Origin of the sequence: Streptomyces sp. RG80 (assembly GCF_040446465.1) — a bacterium.
Taxonomy (GTDB): domain Bacteria; phylum Actinomycetota; class Actinomycetes; order Streptomycetales; family Streptomycetaceae; genus Streptomyces.
Map to the genome: position 1 here is coordinate 97,553 of NZ_JBEAAJ010000019.1, position 21,650 is coordinate 119,202.

General features: G+C 71.7%; 22 protein-coding genes. 12 read left to right on the top strand and 10 right to left on the bottom strand.

The window, feature by feature from the left end; all coding sequences use genetic code 11:
* Positions 1-18: 18 nt before the first annotated feature.
* A complete protein-coding gene (locus ABKA17_RS45150) occupies positions 19-3,465 on the bottom strand; it encodes an AfsR/SARP family transcriptional regulator (RefSeq protein ID WP_353698279.1) in 3,447 nt (1,148 codons plus the stop codon).
* 88 nt (positions 3,466-3,553) lie between these two features.
* Positions 3,554-4,201, bottom strand: a complete 648-nt coding sequence (locus ABKA17_RS45155) for a DUF6578 domain-containing protein (RefSeq protein ID WP_353698280.1) — start codon at positions 4,199-4,201, stop codon at positions 3,554-3,556.
* 104 nt (positions 4,202-4,305) lie between these two features.
* Between ABKA17_RS45155 and ABKA17_RS45160 the strand changes: the two genes are divergently transcribed.
* On the top strand, positions 4,306-5,103 hold the full coding sequence (locus ABKA17_RS45160) for a site-2 protease family protein (RefSeq protein ID WP_353698281.1): 798 nt from the start codon (positions 4,306-4,308) through the stop codon (positions 5,101-5,103).
* Here the strand turns inward: ABKA17_RS45160 and ABKA17_RS45165 are convergent.
* Complete coding sequence (locus ABKA17_RS45165; protein WP_353698282.1) at positions 5,093-5,272, bottom strand: hypothetical protein; 180 nt, start codon at positions 5,270-5,272, stop codon at positions 5,093-5,095. The two genes, ABKA17_RS45160 and ABKA17_RS45165, sit on opposite strands and share 11 nt — an antisense overlap.
* Positions 5,273-5,344: 72 nt before the next feature.
* Positions 5,345-6,061: an NADPH-dependent F420 reductase gene (npdG, locus tag ABKA17_RS45170; RefSeq protein WP_353698283.1), complete on the bottom strand. Its 717-nt coding sequence runs from the start codon at positions 6,059-6,061 to the stop codon at positions 5,345-5,347.
* A gap of 164 nt (positions 6,062-6,225) precedes the next feature.
* Between npdG and ABKA17_RS45175 the strand changes: the two genes are divergently transcribed.
* Positions 6,226-6,834 (top strand): hypothetical protein, encoded by a 609-nt coding sequence (locus ABKA17_RS45175; RefSeq protein ID WP_353698284.1) that lies wholly within the window; start codon positions 6,226-6,228, stop codon positions 6,832-6,834.
* Positions 6,835-6,949: 115 nt separating this feature from the next.
* The gene (locus ABKA17_RS45180) at positions 6,950-8,224 is read left to right on the top strand and encodes an MFS transporter (protein ID WP_353698318.1); all 1,275 of its coding nucleotides are present in this window, start codon (positions 6,950-6,952) and stop codon (positions 8,222-8,224) included.
* 64 nt (positions 8,225-8,288) lie between these two features.
* Here the strand turns inward: ABKA17_RS45180 and ABKA17_RS45185 are convergent, their stop codons facing one another.
* Positions 8,289-8,519 (bottom strand): hypothetical protein, encoded by a 231-nt coding sequence (locus tag ABKA17_RS45185; protein ID WP_353698285.1) that lies wholly within the window; start codon positions 8,517-8,519, stop codon positions 8,289-8,291.
* A 58-nt stretch (positions 8,520-8,577) separates the two neighbouring features.
* Between ABKA17_RS45185 and map the strand changes: the two genes are divergently transcribed.
* Together map and ABKA17_RS45195 are read left to right on the top strand one after the other, a co-directional pair.
* Complete coding sequence (map, locus tag ABKA17_RS45190; RefSeq protein ID WP_353698286.1) at positions 8,578-9,435, top strand: type I methionyl aminopeptidase; 858 nt, start codon at positions 8,578-8,580, stop codon at positions 9,433-9,435.
* A gap of 114 nt (positions 9,436-9,549) precedes the next feature.
* Complete coding sequence (locus ABKA17_RS45195) at positions 9,550-10,197, top strand: biliverdin-producing heme oxygenase (RefSeq protein WP_353698287.1); 648 nt, start codon at positions 9,550-9,552, stop codon at positions 10,195-10,197.
* 3 nt (positions 10,198-10,200) lie between these two features.
* Here the strand turns inward: ABKA17_RS45195 and ABKA17_RS45200 are convergent, their stop codons facing one another.
* The gene (locus tag ABKA17_RS45200) at positions 10,201-10,857 is read right to left on the bottom strand and encodes a PhzF family phenazine biosynthesis protein (protein WP_353698288.1); all 657 of its coding nucleotides are present in this window, start codon (positions 10,855-10,857) and stop codon (positions 10,201-10,203) included.
* 107 nt (positions 10,858-10,964) lie between these two features.
* On the opposite strand from ABKA17_RS45200, the gene ABKA17_RS45205 reads away from it, so the two are divergent.
* The 6 genes from ABKA17_RS45205 (at position 10,965) to ABKA17_RS45230 (ending at position 17,494) form a co-directional block, all read left to right on the top strand.
* On the top strand, positions 10,965-12,056 hold the full coding sequence (locus ABKA17_RS45205; protein WP_502994547.1) for a FecCD family ABC transporter permease: 1,092 nt from the start codon (positions 10,965-10,967) through the stop codon (positions 12,054-12,056).
* 170 nt (positions 12,057-12,226) lie between these two features.
* Entirely contained in the window at positions 12,227-13,048 is an 822-nt protein-coding gene (locus ABKA17_RS45210; protein WP_353698289.1) for a heme ABC transporter ATP-binding protein, read from the top strand.
* A gap of 190 nt (positions 13,049-13,238) precedes the next feature.
* Entirely contained in the window at positions 13,239-14,399 is a 1,161-nt protein-coding gene (gene efeO / locus ABKA17_RS45215) for an iron uptake system protein EfeO (RefSeq protein ID WP_353698290.1), read from the top strand.
* A 13-nt stretch (positions 14,400-14,412) separates the two neighbouring features.
* Positions 14,413-15,651 (top strand): iron uptake transporter deferrochelatase/peroxidase subunit, encoded by a 1,239-nt coding sequence (gene efeB / locus ABKA17_RS45220; protein ID WP_353698291.1) that lies wholly within the window; start codon positions 14,413-14,415, stop codon positions 15,649-15,651.
* Positions 15,652-15,657: 6 nt separating this feature from the next.
* Positions 15,658-16,530 carry an iron uptake transporter permease EfeU gene (efeU, locus tag ABKA17_RS45225; protein ID WP_353698292.1) on the top strand — a complete coding sequence of 291 codons (873 nt, stop codon included), beginning with the start codon at positions 15,658-15,660 and terminating at the stop codon, positions 16,528-16,530.
* Positions 16,490-17,494, top strand: a complete 1,005-nt coding sequence (locus ABKA17_RS45230) for an SCO2278 family lipoprotein (RefSeq protein WP_353698293.1) — start codon at positions 16,490-16,492, stop codon at positions 17,492-17,494. Before efeU ends, ABKA17_RS45230 begins: the two co-directional genes overlap by 41 nt.
* A 45-nt stretch (positions 17,495-17,539) precedes the next feature.
* Here the strand turns inward: ABKA17_RS45230 and ABKA17_RS45235 are convergent, their stop codons facing one another.
* Positions 17,540-18,274 carry a bifunctional DNA primase/polymerase gene (locus tag ABKA17_RS45235; protein ID WP_353698294.1) on the bottom strand — a complete coding sequence of 245 codons (735 nt, stop codon included), beginning with the start codon at positions 18,272-18,274 and terminating at the stop codon, positions 17,540-17,542.
* A gap of 177 nt (positions 18,275-18,451) precedes the next feature.
* Here ABKA17_RS45235 and ABKA17_RS45240 point away from each other — a divergent pair, with 177 nt between their 5' ends.
* On the top strand, positions 18,452-19,315 hold the full coding sequence (locus ABKA17_RS45240; protein WP_353698295.1) for a glycerophosphodiester phosphodiesterase: 864 nt from the start codon (positions 18,452-18,454) through the stop codon (positions 19,313-19,315).
* Here the strand turns inward: ABKA17_RS45240 and ABKA17_RS45245 are convergent.
* The 3 genes from ABKA17_RS45245 to ABKA17_RS45255 all read right to left on the bottom strand — a co-directional run bounded on the left by ABKA17_RS45245 (position 19,294) and on the right by ABKA17_RS45255 (position 21,580).
* Positions 19,294-19,923 carry a TetR/AcrR family transcriptional regulator gene (locus ABKA17_RS45245; RefSeq protein WP_353698296.1) on the bottom strand — a complete coding sequence of 210 codons (630 nt, stop codon included), beginning with the start codon at positions 19,921-19,923 and terminating at the stop codon, positions 19,294-19,296. The two genes, ABKA17_RS45240 and ABKA17_RS45245, sit on opposite strands and share 22 nt — an antisense overlap.
* Positions 19,924-19,982: 59 nt before the next feature.
* Positions 19,983-20,507, bottom strand: a complete 525-nt coding sequence (locus ABKA17_RS45250) for an SMI1/KNR4 family protein (RefSeq protein ID WP_353698297.1) — start codon at positions 20,505-20,507, stop codon at positions 19,983-19,985.
* Positions 20,508-20,596: 89 nt separating this feature from the next.
* Complete coding sequence (locus ABKA17_RS45255; protein ID WP_353698298.1) at positions 20,597-21,580, bottom strand: small ribosomal subunit Rsm22 family protein; 984 nt, start codon at positions 21,578-21,580, stop codon at positions 20,597-20,599.
* Positions 21,581-21,650 lie beyond the last annotated feature (70 nt).

The following is a 21,650-nucleotide window of genomic DNA, read 5'->3' on the forward strand; positions in this document are numbered from 1 at the left end:
GACCGGCTCGGTCGGATGTCAGATCAGGGCGGTGGCCTCCGCGGGAGAGAGGCCGCCGCCCTCGGCGTACGCCGCCTCGAAGGCCTCGTCGCCGAGCACGGCCCGTGCCTGGCGCTCGGCCCTGCCGTACGCCTCGCGCTCGATGGACGTCGCCACGTGACTCGGCGACAGCATCGAACGCCCGGCTCCGAGGCAGCGAGCCGCGTCCCGGGCTCTGCTCCCGCCGTCGAGGCCGGCCAGGGCGATCGCGGCGATGGTCAGGTACAGGGGGCGCATGTACGGCGCGATGGCCTCGGACAGCGGGTCGTCGGCCCGTGCGAGGGCCTGCCGGGCCTTGTCCAGGCAGACGTCGTAGCAGCCGTCGATCGCTTCCAGCCAGGCCTCGGAGCCGAGGATGAAGGCATCGAAGACGACGAAGTGGGAGATGCTGAACTGCTCGCGCAACAGCCGCAGTTGCTCGCGCGCCTCCGGGACCCGGCCGGTCAGGGCGAGATGTCCGGCGAGGAACATCCGGGCGGCGGGCATGGCCTCGCTGCTCACGCCTTCCGGCCGGTCGATCACCTCGCGCAGGATCCGCTCGGCCCGCTCGATCTCGCCGCCTTCCATGAGCGCGCTGCCGAGCCGGGCACCGAGCACCGCCTTCTGGGCACGGGCGCCGAGCCGGTCCGCGTGTTCCATCGCCGCCTCGTAGTCGGCGGCGGCCGCCAGGTACTCGCCCTTGCGTTCCCGAGCCTCCCCGCGCGCCGAGAGCGCCTCGGCGGTGCCCCAGTTGTCGCCCAGCCGGTGGAAGAGCTCCAGCGACTCGCCCGCGTCGCGGGAGGCGTCGCCCGCCCATTCGGCCCGGTTGGCGAGGAGGTTGGCGCGGATCTGGAGGGCGCCGGCGAGCTCCCACTCCATGCCGGGGGTGGCCCGGCAGGTGCGTACGGCGGCGTCGAGGATCCCGGGCAGCCGGTCCACACCGCCGCTCAGCATCACGGCGTAGAACCAGAGCAGACCGGGGGCGCGGCAGACCTGCGGCAGGCCGGGTTCGTAGGTGTCGGCGATGATGCGCAGCTTCTGCCGGCCCTCCGGTGTCTCCCAGGAGTGCAACTCCGTGTCCATACAGGCCAGATGGGCGAGGTGGACACCGCGGCGGGCCTCGGTGAGGAGTTCGCCGGTCCAGGGCGGCGGGGTGTCGGTGCAGCGCTGGTGGACGGCGACGGCGCGGCGCACCGGGGCGGTGAACGGGTCGGGGCCGAGGGCCATGATCTCGGCGAGCCAGTTGCGGGCCTCGATACGGGCATCCCGCATCTGCCAGTACCAGGACAGCGACAGCCCCAGGCAGATCCCCTCCTGCTCGTCGCGCTCGGCGACGGCGTGCCGCAGGGCGGTGCGCAGGTTCTCGTACTCGCGCTCCAGGCGTTCGATGGCGAGGGACTGGTGCGGGCCCCGCAGCAACGGGTCGGTGGTGCGGGCGAGTTCGCGGTAGTACGTCAGATGCGCGCGCTCCGCCTCGCCCCGCCGGCCGGTCTCGTCGAGCCGTTCGCCCGCGTACTCGGCGACGGTCTCCAGGAGCCGGTAGCGCATCTCGCCGCCCTCGCCCGAAGGGGCCGCCACGACCAGGGACTTGTCGACGAGGGAGCCCAGCGCCTCCAGGGCGACCGGCCCGCAGACGGACTCGGCGGCGGCGAGGTCGCAGCCGCCGGCGAACACCGACAGCCGCCGCAGCACGTCCCGTTCGTCCTCGTCGAGCAGCTCCCAGGACCAGTCGACGACGGCCCGCAGCGTCTGCTGACGGGGCAGCACGGTGCGGCTGCCGGAGGTGAGCAGCCGGAAGCGGTCGTCGAGCCGGTCCGCGATCTGACGCGGCGTCAACATCCGTAGCCGGGCCGCCGCGAGCTCGATGGCCAGCGGCAGACCGTCGAGCCGCCGGCAGATCTCGGCGCAGGCCTCGGGGTCGTCCTCGACCCGGAACCCGGGCCGGGCCGCGGCCCCGCGGTCGGCGAGCAGCCGCAGGGCGACCGGCTCGGGCAGCGGCTCCACCGGACGCAGCAACTCCCCCGGTACGCCGAGGGGTTCACGGCTGGTGGCCAGTACCGTCAGCTGCGGACAGCGGGCCAGCAACTCCTCCACGAGCCGGGCGGAGGCGTCCACGACATGCTCGCAGTTGTCGAGGATCAGCAGCATCCGCCGCTTGCCGCAGTGCTCCGCGAGCCGCTCGACCGGGTCGGCGTGCCGGTCGTTCGCGGCCCGCATCGCCTCCGCGCCCGCGCCGTACAGCACGGTCTCGCGGGCACCGACGGCGGTGAGCACGGCCTCCGGGACGCCCTCCGGATCGTCCACGGGCGCGAGTTCGGCCAGCCACACCCCGTCCCGCGCGCCGGGCCGTACCGCCTCGGCCGCCTCCTGCGACAACCGTGTCTTGCCCGCGCCACCGGGCCCGAGGAGCGTCACAAGCCGCGCCGTGGCGAGGTCGCCGCGGATGGCCTCGATGTCGGTCTCCCGGCCGACGAAGGAGGTGAGACGGGCCCGGAGGTTGCCGAGGGCGGGGGGTTCGGCGGCGGAGGGAAGGGGGCCTCGCGCACCCTGGGCGGCCGGGCCGGAGGCGGCGGCGCCAGGGGCACCCGGTCGCCCGGTGGACGGAGCAGACGAGGAGGACGGAACGGACCGGGACTCGGGGTCTGCCGCACTCCCGAACCCTCCAGGCCCCCCGTCCCGCCGCCCGTCCGGCACTGCCGAGACCCCCCGCCACGACTCGTCCGGCCGCAGCAACTCCCCGTGCAGCGCCCTGAGTTCCGGCCCCGGATCGGCACCCAGCCGGTCCGCAAGGACCTGTCGTACGTCCTCGTAGGCGGCCAGCGCCTCCGCCGTGCGGCCCGAGTCGCGCAGGGCGCGCAGGCGCAGGGCCTGGAGGGGCTCGTCGAGGGGGTGGTGGTCGCAGAGGGCGGTCAGTTCGGGCAGGGACTGCTCGGCGTGGCCGAGGGCGAGGGCGGCGGTGTGCCGGGCGCGCAGCGCGTCGAGGCGCCGGGTCTCCCAGCGGGCCGCCTCGGCGGTGCGGTCGGGCAGGTCGGCGAGGGCGGGGCCGCGCCACAGGGCGAGGGCGTCGTCGAGGACGCCGGCCGCCTTCGCGGGGTCGTCGTCGGCGAGCGCGCGGGTGCCCTCGCCGGTGAGTCGGTCGAAACGGTGCAGGTCGATGTCGTCGGGCGCGGCGGCGAGCCGGTAGCCGCCGTCCGCGGAGTCGACCGCGTCCGGCCCGAGGGCCCGCCTGAGCCGTCCCACCAGCGCCTGCAACGCACCCGGTGCGTCGGCGGGCGGATCCGCGCCCCACACCTCGTCGACCAGCAGGCTCGCGGCGACCGTACGGCCGGGTCGCAGCGCGAGCACGGTCAGCAGCGCACGCAGTCGGGCGCCGCCGACGGGGAGCGGGGTGCCGTCGGGACGGAGTACCTGGGTGGTGCCGAGGATGCGATAGCGCACGGGGTCCATTGTCTCTGGTGGGTTCGGGGACGGTCACGGGGATCGGGCACGGGCGGCGGCCGTGTCGGACGCGATGTCGGAGGAGGCGGCCGGCGGATCACCGAGGGCGACCCCGCACCGTACTGAACGTCTCCAGCAGCGCGGCCAGCGAGTCCGCGTCGAGGTCCGCCGTCTCAGCCCCGGGCGGCGCGTCCGCGGGAAGGCCGCTCGCCTCGCGGACGGCGTACGAGAGCCAGGAGTCCGTGCCCGGCACCTCGACGGTGGCCACGACGCCCGCGCCCCGGTGCCGTCGGGCCCGGCCGTCCGGGCCCGTTCCCGCCTCCTTGTCGCCGAACCACTTCGGGCAGCTCTCCACCGCCTTCAGCCACCGCTCCCGGGGCACCGGCTCCCAGGCCCCGTCCCCCGACTCCGGCCGCGCGTACGCCTGCGTCACCACCTGCACGGCCCGCACCCGCCCCCGCACCTCGGGCAGTTTCGCCCCGTGGGTCTCGACGGTGAGCAGCCCGACCAGGCGCGTCGAGCGCCCCGTCCGCGCCCGCACGGCGACCTCGAGCCCATGCTCGTCCCGCAGCACCCCGTCCTCCACCGGCCCCACGACCTTGGTCAGCTGGTCGTGCCAGCCGCCGCCCAGCATGTCGCCCCCGGTCACCAGCAGCAGCGGCCAGCTCACCTCGTCCCCCACCGAGAAGGGCGTACCGCAGCACTCCATCTGCCAGTCCTCGTAGAACACATGCCAAAGCCCCATGGCCCCACCTTCTCCGGAACCGATGACCCACCGCGAGACGTTTTCGACGTACGCCCGGTACGGTCGGGCAGTCCCACAGCCTGTACGAGAGTCGGGGGAGCCCCATGACCACCACAGCCGCCCGCAACAGCGACCGGCGGATCAGCCCCGTCTTCGTGGGCATCCTCGCCGTGACGGCGGTGACCGGCTGGGCCACCTGGACCGGGTTCGCCGAGCAGCCCGGGGTCGCGGTGTTCCTGTTCGTGACGGCGGCGTGGATCGTCTCGCTGTGTCTGCACGAGTACGCGCACGCGCGGACCGCCCTGCACAGCGGCGACATCACCGTGGGCTCGAAGGGCTACCTCACGCTCAATCCGCTCAAGTACACCCACGCGCTGCTCAGCATCGTCCTGCCCGTCCTCTTCGTGATCATGGGCGGGATCGGTCTGCCGGGCGGTGCCGTGTTCATCGAGCGCGGGCGGATCCGGGGGCGGTGGAAGCACAGCCTGATCTCGGCGGCCGGTCCGCTGACGAACGTGCTGTTCGCGGTGGTCTGCACCGCCCCGTTCTGGCTGGACGCCCTGGACGGGGTGCCGGCGGACTTCCGGTTCGCGCTGGCCTTCCTCGCCCTGCTCCAGGTGACGGCCGCGATCCTGAACTTCCTGCCGGTGCCGGGCCTGGACGGCTACGGCGTGATCGAGCCCTGGCTGTCGTACAAGATCAAGCGGCAGGTGGAGCCGTTCGCGCCGTTCGGCCTGCTCTTCGTGTTCGCGCTGCTGTGGGTGCCGTCGGTCAACCACGTGTTCTTCGACGCGGTCGACTCGATCCTGGCCTCGCTCGGCATCAGCGACTTCGAGACGTACTGCGGCCAGGACCTCTACCGGTTCTGGCAGACCGGCGACTTCTGCTCGGTCAACGGCTGACGGGCCCCTGGGCCTTGCCGCGCTTGAGGTAGTACCACCACATGTTGCTCGACAGCCCCGCGAGCAGCACCCACACGATCCCCAGGAAGCTGCCCCGGGCGAAGGACACGACCGCCGCCGCCACGGCGAGCAGGCAGACGATCAGGGCGTAGACGGCGAGGCGGGGCATGGGGCGGGTTCTCCTGTCGGGGCCTGTCCGGGGGGACACCGGTGACGTCGCCGTCCAGTGTCCCCCATCGGCTCATACGTCGGTGACGCGCAGCCCCGCGTGCGCCTTGTAGCGGCGGTTCACGGAGATCAGGTTGGCGACCAGCGACTCGACCTGGTGGGCGTTGCGCAGGCGACCCGCGAAGACGCCGCGCATGCCGGGGATACGGCCGGCGAGCGCCTGGACGATCTCGACGTCGGCCCGCTCCTCGCCGAGGACCATGACGTCGGTGTCGATCTCCTCGATCTCGCGGTCCATCAGCAGCACCGCCGACAGGTGGTGGAAGGCGGCGGCGACCCGGGAGTCCGGGAGCAGGGCCGCGGCCTGCTCCGCCGCGCTGCCCTCCTCCGGCTTCAGCGCGTAGGCGCCCTTCTTGTCGAAGCCGAGCGGGTTGACGCAGTCGACGACCAGCTTGCCCGCCAGTTCCCCGCGCAGGGACTCCAGCGTCTTGCCATGGCCGTCCCAGGGCACGGCGACGATCACGATGTCGCTGCGGCGCGCGGTCTCGGCGTTGTCGGCACCCTCGACGCCGTAGCCGAGCTCGTCGGCGGCGGCCTGGGCGCGGTCGGCGGCGCGCGAGCCGATGATCACCTTCTGGCCGGCCTTGGCCAGCCGGTAGGCGAGGCCCTTGCCCTGGGGTCCGGTCCCGCCGAGCACGCCGATGACGAGCCCGGAGACGTCGGGCAGGTCCCAGGGGTCCTTCGCGGGGGCCTTCGCGGGAGCCTGTGCAGCACTGTCGGTAGAGGTCATGGGCCGACTTTACGTGCGCCACGCGCGACCCGTCCGGTCAGGTGAGCCGCGTCACGGGCAGGGATGCGCTCCTCGCGGTGGCCGGCCGCTCCTCGTGCCCGGTTCGGGCGAATTCGGGGTGAACTCCGGGTCGTGGGTGGCCGCTTGCGGCAGGATGCGGCCGCATGGACGCCGTACGTGTCGCGTTGCTGCGCGAAGTGCTCGCCGGGACCGAGTGGTTGGGGGCGACCAGGAGGTTCGCCGGGGTGCTGCGCGGCTCGGTGGTGTCGCACGGCGGTGGTCTGCTGCTGGTCGGCACTCCGGCGTACGAGCCCTGGCATCTGGCGGCCCACCTGGTGGACGAGGCGGCCTGGTCGGGTACGCCGGAGCTGGCCCCCACGCTCGTACGCCATGACGCGCGGCCGTCGGACCCGGCCCATCTGGCGGTCGGGCTCGGGCGGTTGGCGGCGGCGCGGCGGGGCGAGACGCTGCTGGTGGTGTCCCCGGCACCGGAGGGGCCGGACGCCCCGCTGCTGGAGCGGGTGCACGACGCCCGGCGGGCCGGTGCGACGGTGCTGGCTCTCGGCCCCGGCGAGGGGGATCTGACGGCGATGGCGCACGAGTCCCTCGCCGTACCGGACGGCACCGACCTGGACCTGGACACCGTGCAGCACCTGGTGAGCGCGGCGGCCGGGGAGAACGCCCTGCCTACGCCCCGGGCCCCCCGGCGTTTCCGGGACCGCCTCTCCCGGCTGACGGACCGGTTGACGGCCCCACCGCCGGCCCGCTGGTAGAACCGCCGGCAGATCCGCTGAAAAACCGGTTGCCCACGGCTGTCGGCCCGCCCGAACATGGCCCGTCGTGACCGACGACGACGCCCCTTCCCCCCGGCCTTCCCGCCTGCGCTCCATGCTTCCCGACCTCACGCCCTGGCGGGCCTCGGCCGACTTCCGGCGGCTGTGGGTGTCGGGCCTGATCTCGAACTTCGGCAGCTTCCTGACGTTCGTCGCGCTGCCGGTCCAGATCAAGGAGCTGACGGACTCGGCGGCGGCGGTGGGCGCGATCGGCGCGGTGGAGCTGATCCCGCTGATCGTCTTCGGCCTGTACGGCGGCGCGCTCGCCGACGCGATGGACAAGCGGGGCCTGATCATCTGGACCGAGGCCGGGCAGGGTCTGCTCAGCGCGGCGCTGCTGGTCAACGCGCTGATGCCGAACCCGGCCGTGTGGCCGCTGTATGTCGTGGCCGCCCTGTCCTCGGCGCTGGTGTCGGTCCAGCGCCCGGCCCTGGACTCGCTGTGGCCGCGGATCGTGGCCCATGACCATCTGCCGGCCGCGGCCTCCCTCAACACCTTCCGCTGGACGGTCGGCGGGGTCGCGGGCCCGGCGGTGGCGGGCGTGGTGGTGGCCTACGCCGGGCTCGGCTGGGCCTACGCGGCCGACCTGCTCACCTTCGTCGTCTCGGTCGCCCTGATCATCCCGATCGCCTCCTCCCCCGCCGCGCACGAGGCGGCGAAGCCGTCGCTGAAGGCCATCGCCGAGGGCGCCCGGTACGCCTGGAGCCGCAAGGAGCTGCTGGGCACCTACGCCGTCGACCTGGCCGCGATGTTCCTGGCGATGCCGCTGGCGCTGCTGCCGTTCCTGGCGGACGAGCTGGACGCGGAGTGGTCGCTGGGCCTGATGTACGCGACGGTCCCGCTCGGCGCGCTGCTGGTGAGCGTGACGAGCGGCTGGACGGCGCGGATCCACCGGCACGGCCGGATGGTGGTCCTGTCGGCCGCGCTGTGGGGCGTGGCGATCGCGGCGGCGGGCATGGCGGGCAACGTATGGCTGGTGCTGCTGTGTCTGACCGTGGCCGGGGGCTGCGACATGGTCAGCGGGATCTTCCGCGGCGTGATGTGGAACCAGACGATCCCCGACGAGCTGCGCGGCCGGCTCGCCGGCATCGAGCTCCTGTCCTACTCGGTCGGCCCGACCCTCGGCCAGGTGAGGTCGGGCGGTTTCGCCGCGTGGTGGGGCGTGCGGACGTCGGTGTGGTCGGGCGGTCTGCTGTGCGCGGGCGCGGTCGGTCTGCTGGCCCTGTGTCTGCCGAAGCTGATGACGTACGACGCCCGGACGGACGAGCACGCGGCGCGGGTGCGAAAGCAGCGCGAGGCCGCCGCCGCACCCGCCGAGGCGCAGTCCTGATCAAGTCCAGCCCTGATCAAGTCCAGCCGTGATCAGGCCCGGATCTGATCAGGACTGTGCCTGATCAGTCGTCGGTGGAGCCGCCCGCCGGGGCGTCGTGCCACTTGGGGTCGTTCTCCCACTGGAGGTTGCGCTCGCGGGCGGTCGCCATCGCGTGTTCGGCTTCCTGCCGGGAGGTGTACGGGCCGAAGCGGTCCTTGCCGGGGCAGTCCGGCCCCTCCTCGACCTTCTTGTGCTCCAGGCAGTAGTACCACTCGCCCGGCTTGCCGACCGTGCGCTTCTTGAACAGGGCCATGACCAGCTCCTCTCGCCACCGACATGTTCCCCCACCGGGGCTAGTTAGACTCGCTGGCATGTCTGGCCAGTCGCTGCTCGTACCAGGGGAGCTCTCCCCCACCCGTTCCGTGCCCGGAAACATCCGTCGTCCCGAGTACGTCGGCAAGCCGGCGCCCACTCCGTACACCGGACCGGAGGTGCAGACGCCCGCGACGATCGAGGCGATGCGGATCGCCGGCCGGATCGCCGCGCAGGCGATGGCGGAGGCGGCGAAGCTGATCGCCCCCGGCGTGACCACCGACGAGCTGGACAAGGTGGCGCACGAGTACATGTGCGACCACGGCGCCTACCCGTCGACGCTCGGCTACCGCGGCTTCCCCAAGTCGCTGTGCACCAGCGTCAACGAGGTGATCTGCCACGGCATCCCGGACTCGACGGTCCTCAACGACGGCGACATCGTCAACCTCGACGTGACGGCGTACATCGGCGGCGTGCACGGTGACAACAACGCGACGTACCTGGTCGGGGACGTCGACGAGGAGAGCCGTCTGCTGGTGGAGCGGACCCGGGAGTCCCTGAACCGCGCGATCAAGGCGGTCCGGCCGGGCCGGCAGATCAACATCATCGGCCGGGTCATCGAGTCGTACGCCAAGCGCTTCGGGTACGGAGTCGTCCGCGACTTCACGGGCCACGGCATCAACTCGTCGTTCCACTCGGGCCTGATCATCCCGCACTACGACAGCCCGCACGCGACGACGGTCATCCAGAAGGGCATGACCTTCACGATCGAGCCGATGCTGACGCTGGGCACGCACGACTACGACATGTGGGACGACGGCTGGACGGTCGTCACGAAGGACCGCAAGCGGACGGCGCAGTTCGAGCACACGCTGGTGGTGACGGAGAGCGGCGCCGAGATCCTGACGCTGCCGTAGCGAGCCCGAGGACCCGTCCCCTGCTGGGGGCGGGTCTTTTCTTGTACGCTTTTACCGACAGGGCGTCGGCAAACCTATTGACTTAGGTAAGCCTTACCTTAGAGGATGCACTGCATGGACTCCTTCTCGACAGTCATCCGTACCGCGTCCCATGAGCAGCACGTGGAGGCGGAGACCTCGTCCTTCATGAGCGACCTGCTCGGCGGAAGGCTGGGCGTGGACGCGTACGCCCGCTACACCGAGCAGCTGTGGTTCGTGTACGAGGCTCTGGAGAGCGGGGCCGAGCGGCTGGCCGGGGATCCGGTGGCCGGGCCCTTCATCCAGCCGGAGCTGTACCGGCTGGGCGCCCTGGAGCGGGACCTGGAGCATCTGCGGGGCGCCGACTGGCGTACGGGGCTCACCGCGCTTCCCGCCACCCAGGCCTACGCGGACCGGGTGCGCGAGTGCGCCACCGAGTGGCCCGCCGGTTACATCGCCCACCACTACACGCGCTACCTCGGCGACCTCTCCGGCGGCCAGATCATCCGCGACAAGGCGGAGCGGACCTGGGGCTTCGAGCGCAAGGGCGACGGCGTCCGCTTCTACGTCTTCGAGGGCGTCACCAACCCCGCCGCGTTCAAGCGGGGTTACCGGGAGCTGCTGGACGGGGTGCGGGCCGACGATCTGGAGAAGCAGCGGATCGTGGCCGAGTGCAAGAAGGCGTTCGCGCTGAACACGGCGGTGTTCCGGGCACTGGGCGAGGAGTTCCCGCTGAGCGCCTGACGCCTAACGCTCCGGCTGGCGTTCCAGGACGACCCGTCCGCCGATCTCCACCCAGCCGCCCGGCTGGGGGCAGGTGAGGATCTGTGAACCCGCACCCTGGGTGATGTTCAGGGCGCGGCCCAGGTGTTCGGTGAGGAGGATGGCGGCGGCGCCGGTGGCCTCGTCCTCGTCGATGCCGTCGTCGCGGCCGGGGAACGCCCGTGCGCGGATCCGTCCGGCGGGCTCGTCCTCCCACGCCCAGGCGTAGATCCACTCCCCCTTGGGCGGCACGTCCAGGTCGTCGACCTCGGCCGCGGTCCCGTACTGCCTCAGGGTCCGCGGCGGCGCCCACTCCGCCCGCGCCTCGATCCAGCTGAACTCCCCGTCGAGACGGGCACCCACGACACCGGCCGGCGTGACGAGCTCGGGCACGTCCAGCAACCACGCCGTGCCGACGCAGGGGTACCCGGCGAAGGGCAGCCGCACCGTCGGCGTGTAGATGTCGATGATCCCGCGCTCGGGGTCGTCCACGAACACCGTCTCGCTGAAGCCGAGCTTCCCGGCGAACTCCTGCCGCTCCTCGCGGTCCGGCATCACGGATCCCTCGCGCACGACGCCGAGTTCGTTGCCGTAGCCGCCGTTCGGCGCGCAGAAGACGCGCAGCACGTCGTAGTCAGTCACGGGGGAATTGAAACATCGCCCGCACCGCGAGGCCGCCAGAGGCCAACCAAGGCAGGTAAGGCTAACCTAACAAACGTGGAGCAGCTGTACGAGAGGGACGGTGCCGCGTGACCGTACTGGAGAAGGCCACCACCGCACAGGACGAGGCTTCCGAGTCGCCGCCCCGAAGACCGCGTTCGGCGGCCTGGTTGCTGACCGTCGGTCTGGTCGTCGGGCTCCTCGCCCTCGTGCCGGTCGCGGCGGGGATCGGGGCGTATCCGATCCCGCTCGCGGACGTCCTCTCCTCCGTCCTGCACCAAGTGGGGCTGGGGGGCGGCGAGTTGGACCGGGTCGCCGAGTCGGTGCTGTGGAACGTACGGCTGCCGCGGATCGTGCTCGCGCTGCTCGTGGGGGCCTCGCTGGGGTGTGCGGGTGCGCTGATGCAGGGCGTGTTCGGCAATCCGCTCGCCGAGCCCGGTGTCATCGGCATCTCCTCGGGAGCGGCGGTCGGGGCGGTCGCCTCGATCGTGTTCGGGCTCAACTTCCTTGGCAACTGGACGGTTTCGGCGTTCGCGTTCGTGGCCGGGCTCGCGACCGTGCTGATCGTGTACGTGATGTCGCGCTCCGGGGGGCGTACGGAGGTCGTGACGCTGATCCTCACGGGGATCGCGGTGAACGCCTTCGCGGGCGCGCTGATCGGGCTGTTCCTCTTCTTCGCGGACACCGCGGCCGTCAACCAGGTCGCGTTCTGGCAGTTGGGTTCGCTGGCGCAGGCGACGTGGCCGAAGGTGTTGGCCGTACTGCCGTGTGCGGTGCTGGGGTTGGCGGTGGCGCCGTTGTACGCGCGGCGGCTGGATCTGCTGTCGCTGGGCGAGCGGCCCGCACGGCATCTCGGGGTGGACGTGGAGCGGTTGCGGGTGCTCCTGATCCTTGTGATCGCGCTGCTGACCGCGGCGGCGGTGAGCGTCTCGGGGATCATCGGCTTCGTGGGCCTCGTCGTGCCGCATCTGCTGCGGATGGTGGCGGGGCCGGGGCACCGGTTCCTGGTGCCGGGCAGTGCGTTGACGGGGGCACTGGTGCTGCTGGCGGCGGATCTGGCCGCGCGGACGATTGCCGCGCCTGCGGAGCTGCCGTTGGGCGTACTGACGGCTCTGCTGGGGAGCCCGTTCTTCTTCTGGCTGCTGCGGCGGACGCGGCGCAAGCAGGGGGGATGGGCGTAGGGGTTGTGCGTCGTCTGCGGGCGGGTGGGGGCTGGTCGCGCCCACGCGGCGGAGCCGCATATCGATACAGCCCCGCGCCCCTAGGTATGTGACCTGCGCCCGCGATATCGCCGCAGCCCCTTTGAAGCACCGAAGTCGCCACCACATACCCAGCCCATGAAGGACCCCGCATGAGACTCCTCCGCAACCGCCCCACTCCCCCCGCCCCCGCCGAACCCGGCGACACCCTCGCCACCGCAGAGTCACTCCACGTACGGCTCGGTACCCGGGATGTGCTCCACGGTGTGGACGTCACCGTCCGGGCCGGTGAAGTGCTGGCCCTCGTCGGGCCCAACGGTGCCGGCAAGTCCACCCTCCTCGGTGCGCTCGCTGCCGACATCCCCGCCGCCGACGGGGTCGTACGGATTCTCGATCGCCCCGCCGCGGAGTGGTCCGCGCCGGATCTCGCCCTGCGGCGGGCCGTGCTGCCCCAGTCGGCGTCGTTGTCGTTCCCCTTCACGGTCGAGGAGGTCGTAAGGATGGGTCGGGCGCCCTGGGCGGCCACCGCCCCCGAGGACGACGACCGGGCCGTGGCCGAGGCCATGCGGCAGACCGATGTCACCGCCTTCGCGCCGCGCCCCTTCTCGGCGCTCAGCGGCGGTGAGCGGGCCCGGGTCGCGCTCGCGCGGGTGCTGGCCCAGCGGGCGCCGCTGCTGCTGCTCGACGAGCCGACCGCGGCTCTCGACCTCAGGCATCAGGAGCTCGTGCTCAGGGTTTGCCGGGAGCGGGCGGCCGCGGGGGACGCCGTCGTCGTCGTACTGCACGATCTGGGGCTCGCGGCGGCGTACGCGCACCGGGTCGCGATCCTGCGCGCCGGGCGGGTGGCCGCCGACGGGGCACCGGAGGAGATCTTCGACCAGGCCCTGCTGTCGGAGGTGTACGACCAGCCCGTGGAAGTGATCCCGCACCCCCGCACCGGCGCCCTGCTCGTAAACCCGGAGCGGAACCTTTGAATCTCCTTTGACTGTTGCTTGGGGTCCGTTTTGAGTCACCGTGATCGGGTCGTGCTCTTACAGCGTCTATGAGAGGTGAATCACGGAACGGCGGGGTATCACGCAGGTAAGCCTCAGATAAGTTAGGCGAGCCTCACCGAACCGTGTGAGCCCTGTCACGTGATTTTTCAGCCATCGCTCGGGAGCCCGCATGCGAGTCGCCAGACTCTCCGCTGTCACCGCCACCGCCGCCGTGGCGGCCCTGACCGCCGTCACCGGATGCACCGAGAAGGGCAGCTCCGGTGGGAGCGACGGCACCATCGAGGTGACCGCCACCGACAGCAAGTGCGAGGTGTCGAAGAAGGAGTTCCCGGCCGGGCACATCAAGCTCGCCATCGAGAACAAGGGCTCCAAGGTCACCGAGGTCTACGTCCTCTTCCCGGACGACCGGGTCGTCACCGAGCGCGAGAACATCGGGCCCGGCACCAAGCAGACCGTCACCGCCGAGGTGAAGGCCGGTGACTACCAGATCGCCTGCAAGCCCGGCATGAAGGGCGACGGCATCCGCCAGGACGTCAAGGCCACCGGCGGCAGCGCGCCCAAGCGCGACCCGCGCCTCGACAAGGCCGTCGCCGCCTACCGCGAGTATGTGCAGGCGCAGGCCGACGAGACCCTGCCGCTCGCCGAGACCTTCGCCAAGGCGGTCAAGGACGGCGACCTCGAAGCGGCGAAGAAGGCCTACGCGCCCTCCCGTATCGGCTGGGAGCGCACCGAGCCGGTCGCCGAGTCCTTCGGTGACATCGACCCGAAGGTCGACGTCCGCGAGGACGGTCTGGAGGATGGCCAGGACCCGGAGAAGGACTGGACCGGCTGGCACCGTCTGGAGCGCTCGCTGTGGAAGGACAAGAAGCTCACCGCCCGTGACTCCGAGCTCGCCGACCAGCTGATCACCGACCTGAAGGACTGGCAGAAGCGGGTCGGCAAGGCCGAGATCACCCCGACCTCCATGGCCAACGGCGCCAAGGAGCTCCTCGACGAGGTCGCCACCGGCAAGGTCACCGGCGAGGAGGAGCGCTACTCGCACACCGACCTCGTCGACTTCAAGGCCAACGTCGAGGGCGCCGAGAAGTCCTACGAGCTGCTGAAGCCGGTCGCCAAGGAGAACGACGCCGCCCTCACCACCGAGCTGGACAAGCAGTTCGCGGCGATCGACGCGCTGCTCGACAAGTACCGCGCCGACAAGAACTCGTACGACTTCACCTCGTACGACAAGGTCGGCAAGGACGACCGCAAGGAACTGTCGGACGCGGTGAACGCCCTCGCGGAGCCGCTGTCGAAGCTGGCCGCCGCCGTCGTCACGAAGTCTTCCTGAGGCAGGAGCAGCCATGACGGACGCAACTCCCTCCCGCCGTGCGCTGATCGGCTGGGGTGGTGCCGGGCTCGCGCTCGGTGCCGCCGCGGCCGGCGGGGCGGTGGCGATGACCCAGGCCGGCAACGACGTCGATCCGGCCGCCTCCGAAGCGGGCGCCGCTGTCGAGTTCCATGGCGACCACCAGGCGGGCATCTCCACCCCCGTACAGGACCGGCTGCACTTCGCCGCGTTCGACGTGAAGACGGACGACCGCGCCGAGTTCGTGCAGATGCTCAAGGACTGGACGGCGGCCGCGCGGCGGATGACCGGCGGACAGGCCGTCGGCGAGGGTGCCTTCGGCGGGCTCGCCGAGGCGCCGCCGGACGACACCGGCGAGGCACTGGGGCTCAAGCCGTCACGGCTGACGCTGACGATCGGCTTCGGACCCTCGCTCTTCGAGAAGTTCGGGCTCGCGGACCAGCGCCCCGACGGTCTCTTCGAGCTGCCCAAGTTCGCCGGGGACGCCCTCGACAGGAACCGCAGCAGCGGGGACCTGTGCATCCAGGCCTGCGCGGACGACCCGCAGGTCGCCGTGCACGCGATCCGCAACCTGGCCCGGATCGGCTTCGGCAAGGTCGTGATCCGCTGGTCGCAGCTCGGCTTCGGGAAGACCTCGTCCACGACGCCCGAGGAGCAGACCCCGCGCAACCTCATGGGCTTCAAGGACGGCACCCGCAACATCGCGGGGACCGAGACCGACCGGCTGAAGAAGTTCGTGTGGGTCTCCGACCAGGAAGGGCCCGACTGGATGGTCGGCGGGTCCTATCTCGTCGCGCGCCGCATCCGGATGCACATCGAGACCTGGGACCGCACCTCCTTGCAGGAGCAGGAGGACATCTTCGGCCGCGACAAGGGCGAGGGCGCCCCGGTCGGCAAGGCCAAGGAGCGGGACAAGCCGTTCCTGAAGGCGATGAAGCCCGACGCGCACGTCCGGCTCGCGCACCCCGACTCCAACCACGGGGCGACGATCCTGCGGCGCGGCTACTCCTTCACCGACGGCACGGACGGCCTCGGCCGGCTGGACGCGGGGCTGTTCTTCCTCGCGTACCAGCGCGATGTGCGCAAGGGGTTCGTGCAGATCCAGCGCAACCTGGCGCCGGACGCGCTCAACGAGTACATCCAGCACGTGGGTTCGGCGGTGTTCGCCGTTCCGCCCGGCGTCCGCGACAAGGACGACTGGTGGGGCAGCACGCTGTTCTCCAAGGAGGCGTGAGCGACCGTGTTCTCCAACTACCTGATCGGTCTGCGGGAGGGCCTGGAGGCCTCTCTCGTCGTCTGCATCCTCATCGCCTACCTGGTGAAGACGGGCCGCAGGGACGCGCTGAAGCCGATCTGGATCGGCATCGGCGTCGCCGTCGCGCTCGCGCTGGGCTTCGGCTGCGCGCTCGAATTCGGCTCCCAGGAGCTGACGTTCGAGGCACAGGAGGCGCTCGGCGGCTCGCTGTCGATCCTCGCGGTCTGCCTGGTGACGTGGATGGTCTTCTGGATGCGGCGCACCGCCCGGCATCTGAAGGCCGAGCTGCACGGCAAGCTGGACGCGGCCCTTCAGATGGGCACCGGCGCGCTGGTCGCCACCGCGTTCCTGGCGGTCGGCCGGGAGGGCCTGGAGACGGCCCTGTTCGTGTGGGCGTCGGTGCGCGCGGCCGGTGACGGCACCCCGCGCCCGCTGATCGGGGTGGGCCTCGGCATCGCCACGGCGGTCGTGCTGGGCTGGCTGTTCTACCGGGGCGCCCTGCGCATCAACCTCGCCAAGTTCTTCACGTGGACCGGCGGCATGTTGGTCGTGGTGGCGGCGGGCGTGCTGGCGTACGGCCTCCACGACCTCCAGGAGGCCGACTGGCTGCCGGGCCTGACGAACAAGGCCTTCGACATCTCCGACACCATCCCGCCGGACAGCTGGTACGGCACCCTGCTCAAGGGCGTCTTCAACTTCCAGCCGGACCCGACGGTCCTCCAGGTCACGGTGTGGCTGCTGTACCTGATCCCGACGCTCGCGCTGTTCCTCGCCCCGGTAGGGTTCGCCTCCGGGAAGGGGAAGGTGAAGGGATCCGATGAGCAGGGATCGCAGCCCTCGAAGGCTCCGCAGGCTTGACCGGAGGGTGCTGATAGCGGCCTCGGTGACCGCTTTGTCGCTGACGGCGAGCGGGTGCGTGGTGGTCCACGGGGAGCGCGAGGTGCTTCCCGCGACCACCAAGGCCGAAGCCGCCAAGGCACTCCAGCAGTTCACGACCGCGTACAACAACGCGGACAAGGCGTACGACAGTTCCCTGGACGCGGACTACGTCACCGGACCCCTCGCGGACATCGACGCGGCGCGGCTGAAGGCGGGCCGGGCGGGCAGTCCGCAGGGCAACACGGCGCACACGCCGCTGAAGCTGTCCGACGAGAAGTTCACCATCCCCAAGAAGGCCGGCTGGCCGCGCTGGTTCGTCGCGGACACCGCCGCCAACAAGGGCGGCAGCGCGCGCTGGCTGTTCGTGTTCACCCGCGACGCTCTGGACGAGCCGTTCCAGGTGGCGTATCTGACGCTGGTCGCGCCGGACGACGTACCGCGGTTCAAGACGGACCAGGACGGCTGGGCCGAGGCCGTCCCCGCGAACTCCACGGAACTGTCCGTCGCGCCGCGGGAGTTGAGCCAGGACTATGCGACGTATCTGAAGGACGGCGAGGGGAAGACCTTCGCACAGGGCTCGCACACCAGCGGATGGCGCACCCAGCGTCAGAAGGACGCCAAGAAGCCGGGCCGGGTCACGCAGTACATCGACGAGTCGCTGACCGACGGCGACTACGCCCCGCTGGCGCTGCGCACGAAGGACGGCGGCGCGCTGGTGTTCTTCACCACCCGGCACTACCTGAAGCAGACCGCCTACGCGGGCACCGAACTCCCCGACCAGACCGCGGCCGTCGACGCGCTGACGACCGGCGAGGTCAAGCAGTCGCTGACGATGGAGTTCGTCTCCAACGAGGTAGCCCTCGACCCGCCGAAGGGCGCGGACGCCGGGCAGGTGTCGGTGCTGGGCCGGATCCAGGGCCTGACGGCGGCGAAGGGCGAGTAGCCCCCGCTTCACGAGGAGGTGCCTCTTGTGCCGAGGAGGAGTGCCTCAGCCGCGCGAGGGCCAGGCCGTGGAGGCGTGGTCCCGGTCCTCGCCGGCCCAGCGGGCGCCGGCGTCGGTGAGGATCTCCAGCAGGCTCAGCGGATCGGGCAGCGGGTGCTCCAGGCCGCGCACCCAGTGCACGGACGGGCCGTCACCGGGAAGCCGGGCGGGCGGTACGAGGACGTAGGACCCGCGGCAGTGCCAGCGCAGGCCCGGATGCTCGTCCATCGTCTCGGGGTGACAGTCCAGCTCGCACGGCCACCACTCGTCCTCGTCCTCGGGGGTGCCGCGGGTGAGGGTGAAGAACATCAGCCGGCCGTCGTCGCTCTCGGCGACCGGGCCGACCTCTATGCCGGAGGCGAGCAGCCGCTCAAGGGCCTCGCGGCCCGCCTCGAGGGGCAGGTCCAGGACGTCGTGCACCATGCCGGTGGCGGTGATGAAGTTGGCCTGCGGCTGGTGCCGGGCCCAGCGCTCGATCTGGCCGCGGTCGGTGGTGGACTGCGTCTGCCAGGCGAAGGAGACGGGGTGCCGGGCGGGTGTGGGACAGCCGATCCGGTCGCAGGAGCACCGGTAGCCGGGGGCCGGGTGCGCGGCGGGCGCGAGCGGCAGCCCCGCCTCGGCGGCGGCCAGCAGCAGGGCCTCACGACCGCCGTCGCCGGCGGCCTCCTTCGGGCGGCGGCCACGCAGCCACTGGGTGAGTTTGCCCTGAAGGCCGGTCCGGCCGCCGAACTCCTGGCTCATGTATCGCCTCGCCTCGCTGTGGTGCGGACAGCATGCCCTATGGTCCCACCATCCTGCGCTGCCGGGGGCCGGAGCCGACAACCGGGGTAGGTGGGACAGCACGTACCGGGGACGGGGATCGGGTGTCATCGCCCGCTTTGGCGGGATTTGCGATCCGCGGCCCCTACCGTGGTCGTCATGGCCACAAGGATCGCGTTGACGGGCCTGGCTTCGGCGGTTTCCCTGGTCTCGCTGATGGGACCGACGATCCCGCTGGAGTGGGGGCCCGGCCCGCTCACCGTCGACTCGCTGCCCCGTGTGACATACGTCGCCCATCGCGGCGGCGCCCGTGAGGTGCCGGAGAACAGCCTGACGGGGCTGATGGCCGCCTACGGACGCGGTACGGCGCACGTGCTCGACTTCGACACCCGCATGCTGCGCGACGGCACGCTGGTCGTGATGCACGATCCGCTGCTCAACCGCACGACCTACCTGGGCGGCGAGGTGCGGCGGCTGAACGCGCGGGAATGGCAGGGCGTACGGGTCCGCCCGAAGGCCTCGCTGCCCGGCAGCTGGCGGTCGGAGCGCCCGCCGACGGTGGCCCGGGTGCTGGATCTGCTGGGCGGACGGGTCGTGCTGATGCTGGAGGCGAAGGACCCGCGCAGCCTCGCCCCGCTGGCGGCACTGCTCCGCTCCCGTGGCCTGACCCGCTCGGTGGTGGTGAACTCCAACGACCCGTCCCTGGCCCGGCGCGCCCACGGCATGGGCCTGCTGACCGGCCTGTGGCGCTCGGCGGAACAGCTGCGCGCGGACCGCCCGGAGCACTGGCGGTCCTACGTGGACGTCCTGGACGTCGACTACAAGGCGCGGGACGCGGACCTGGTCCGGGCGGTGTCCTCCGGCATCCGTCGGGTCTGGGCCCACACCGTGGTGACGCCGGCCCAGCGGGACCGGGTCCTGGACCTCGGCTGCGACGGGGTGATCACGGACACGCCGGGCAAGCTGGCACGCGTGCCCCGGCGGGAGCCTCAGCGGGTGCCTCAGCGCGGGACGAGACCGTAGAGGGCGTAGTCGACGAGGGTGTCGGTGTACGTGTGGTCGAAGGGCGCGGTGTGCTGGAGCCAGCGCTGGGCGAGTGGGGAGACGAACAGCTCCAGGGCGATGCGCGGGTCGATGTCCGGGCGTACGTCACCGGCGTCCTGAGCCGAGCGCAGCCGGTCGACGTACAGCTGGAGCGAGGGTTCGAGGAGCTTGGCCACGAGGTCCCGGCCGAGCTGCTCGTTGACGACGCCCTCGGCGGCCAGCGCCCGGGACGGCACCTCGAAACGGGGGTCGCGCAGCTCGTCGACGGTGGCGCGCAGCACGGCCTTGAGGTCGGCGGCGAGGTCACCGGTGTCCGGAAACCCGTACGCCTCCTGCCCGGCCTCCTGCGCCGACCGCTCAGCCAAGTCGAGGAAGGCCTCCATCAACACCTCCGCCTTCGACGACCACCACCGGTAGATCGTCTGCTTGCCGACCCCGGCACGGGCGGCGATCCCCTCGATCGTGGTCTTGGGGTACCCGACCTCCCCGACGAGGGCGAGGGCGGCGTCGTAGATGGCGCGACGGGACTTCTCGCTGCGGCGGGTGGTGTCGGGAGTGGATTTGCCAGGGGCGGGCTGCGTGACCATAGGGCGACGGTATCAAGGGGGTGAGACGGGGCGTCTCGTCGGCGATACTCCGCGCCCCCTCAGTCGTAGAGGTGCCTCGGACTGCAGGACAGCGGATCCGTCACATGGCCGAGCACGTTCCTGAAGGTGCGAAAGAACATCTCGTCTCCCTCGCCTGACCACCAGAACCGTTCGATGGTCGCCTCGGCCGTGTGAAGCATCAGGACACCCGAGGCTCCGTCCGCGTCCACGAAGACCGGGAAGACCCGAGTGTCCGCCGGCAGCCCGACATCCTGCAGCGAGCCGGTTTCCAGGACCGTGTCGCGGAACATCGACGCCGGCCCGCTCCGGGTCGGGTCCTCCCAGTCACGACAGCCCAGGAGTGGCATCGTCGACTGGAAACCGTCCAGCCCGTCCGTCAGGAACAGAAGAGTCCGGTAATCCGGGTCCAGCGGCTGCCCGGCGAGGGCTTCCAGCGCCTCGATCTGCGCGGAGGTCGCCGGCGGCCGGAGACCCGGCAGGCACTCCGGGTCCAGCGGCGACGTGGAGAGATATTCGCGTGTCCTCGCACGCATCAGCTCGCCGATGAGCATCCACATTTCCATGGCCTTCTCCACAGTCCCCGTCAAGGACGGCGTGATTCACAGAGTCCGCGCCGCCCACGCGGCATCTCGGTACACCGAGCCACTCCGAGTTACTCGGCGGGCCACGGATCGCCCCAGGTCGCGTCGCGTGCCGCCTTGTACAGGTCGCCGTGTTTCTTCGTCACCGTCCGCCGGGACAGTCGCTCCTCCGGCTCGCACAGGTCGAGCAGCACCTGCCCCTTGCGGATCTGGGGACGCCGGACCACCCGGGCGGCGGCCGGGTCCACCGGGAAGCGCGCGGCCGCGACGTAGCTGAACTTCTCGTCCTCGTAGGCCAGCGAGCCGCCCTTGACCTGACGGTGGAGGGACGAGCGGCTGACCCTGGTCGAGAAGTGACACCAGTCCTCGCCGGGAACGATGGGGCACGCCGCACTGTGCGGACAGGGCGCCGCGACCCGGAAGCCGGCGCCGATCAGCCGGTCCCGGGCCTCGATCACACGGGCGTACCCGGCAGGGGTGCCCGCCTCGACGATCACCACCGCCTGCGCCGCACCCGCGGCCGCGTCGACGAGGGCGGTCCGGTCGGCGGGCGTGAGTTCGTTGAGGACGTACGAGACGGTGACGAGGTCCGTGGCGTCCAGCGCGAGCGCCGTACCGATCCTCGACCGCCGCCAACTCACGTCCCGCAGCTCCGGGTTGGCCGCCGCGATCTCCCGGCCGAGGGCCAGCGCGGGCTCGGCCCAGTCGAGGACGGTGACCGGCCGGGTACCGGACCAGGTCGCGTTCACCGCCCAGGTCGCGGCACCGGTCCCGCCACCGACGTCGACATGGCTCGCGGGGGTCCAGTCGGGTACCGCGTCCGCGAACGCCTCCAGCGCCGACCGCACCGCCTCGAAGGTCGCCGGCATCCGGTACGCGGCGTACGCGGTGACGTCCGCGCGGTCGCGGAGGATGGGGGCGTCGGTGGGGGTGGCCCCGCGGTAGTTGGCGATCAGCCGGTCGACCGCCTGGGCGGCCTGCCTCGGGGGGAGGCCGTCGAGGAGGCCGGCGAGGGCGCGGCGGAGGGTTTCGGCCGGGGTTGCGGGGTCGTTCACCCGGCGATTCTATGGGCGCCGGCGTGGGGGTCGCCCGCGGCGTTTCCGCGCCCTGGGCCTTTCCGCGCCC

Bases quoted from the DNA above. Each gene is read 5' to 3' on its own strand.
- ABKA17_RS45150 (WP_353698279.1), bottom strand. From the start codon at position 3,465: ATGGACCCCGTGCGCTATCGCATCCTCGGCACCACCCAGGTACTCCGT.
- ABKA17_RS45155 (WP_353698280.1), bottom strand. From the start codon at position 4,201: ATGGGGCTTTGGCATGTGTTCTACGAGGACTGGCAGATGGAGTGCTGC.
- ABKA17_RS45160 (WP_353698281.1), top strand. From the start codon at position 4,306: ATGACCACCACAGCCGCCCGCAACAGCGACCGGCGGATCAGCCCCGTC.
- ABKA17_RS45165 (WP_353698282.1), bottom strand. From the start codon at position 5,272: ATGCCCCGCCTCGCCGTCTACGCCCTGATCGTCTGCCTGCTCGCCGTG.
- npdG (WP_353698283.1), bottom strand. From the start codon at position 6,061: ATGACCTCTACCGACAGTGCTGCACAGGCTCCCGCGAAGGCCCCCGCG.
- ABKA17_RS45175 (WP_353698284.1), top strand. From the start codon at position 6,226: ATGGACGCCGTACGTGTCGCGTTGCTGCGCGAAGTGCTCGCCGGGACC.
- ABKA17_RS45180 (WP_353698318.1), top strand. From the start codon at position 6,950: ATGCTTCCCGACCTCACGCCCTGGCGGGCCTCGGCCGACTTCCGGCGG.
- ABKA17_RS45185 (WP_353698285.1), bottom strand. From the start codon at position 8,519: ATGGCCCTGTTCAAGAAGCGCACGGTCGGCAAGCCGGGCGAGTGGTAC.
- map (WP_353698286.1), top strand. From the start codon at position 8,578: ATGTCTGGCCAGTCGCTGCTCGTACCAGGGGAGCTCTCCCCCACCCGT.
- ABKA17_RS45195 (WP_353698287.1), top strand. From the start codon at position 9,550: ATGGACTCCTTCTCGACAGTCATCCGTACCGCGTCCCATGAGCAGCAC.
- ABKA17_RS45210 (WP_353698289.1), top strand. From the start codon at position 12,227: ATGAGACTCCTCCGCAACCGCCCCACTCCCCCCGCCCCCGCCGAACCC.
- efeO (WP_353698290.1), top strand. From the start codon at position 13,239: ATGCGAGTCGCCAGACTCTCCGCTGTCACCGCCACCGCCGCCGTGGCG.
- efeB (WP_353698291.1), top strand. From the start codon at position 14,413: ATGACGGACGCAACTCCCTCCCGCCGTGCGCTGATCGGCTGGGGTGGT.
- ABKA17_RS45230 (WP_353698293.1), top strand. From the start codon at position 16,490: ATGAGCAGGGATCGCAGCCCTCGAAGGCTCCGCAGGCTTGACCGGAGG.
- ABKA17_RS45235 (WP_353698294.1), bottom strand. From the start codon at position 18,274: ATGAGCCAGGAGTTCGGCGGCCGGACCGGCCTTCAGGGCAAACTCACC.
- ABKA17_RS45240 (WP_353698295.1), top strand. From the start codon at position 18,452: ATGGCCACAAGGATCGCGTTGACGGGCCTGGCTTCGGCGGTTTCCCTG.
- ABKA17_RS45245 (WP_353698296.1), bottom strand. From the start codon at position 19,923: ATGGTCACGCAGCCCGCCCCTGGCAAATCCACTCCCGACACCACCCGC.
- ABKA17_RS45250 (WP_353698297.1), bottom strand. From the start codon at position 20,507: ATGGAAATGTGGATGCTCATCGGCGAGCTGATGCGTGCGAGGACACGC.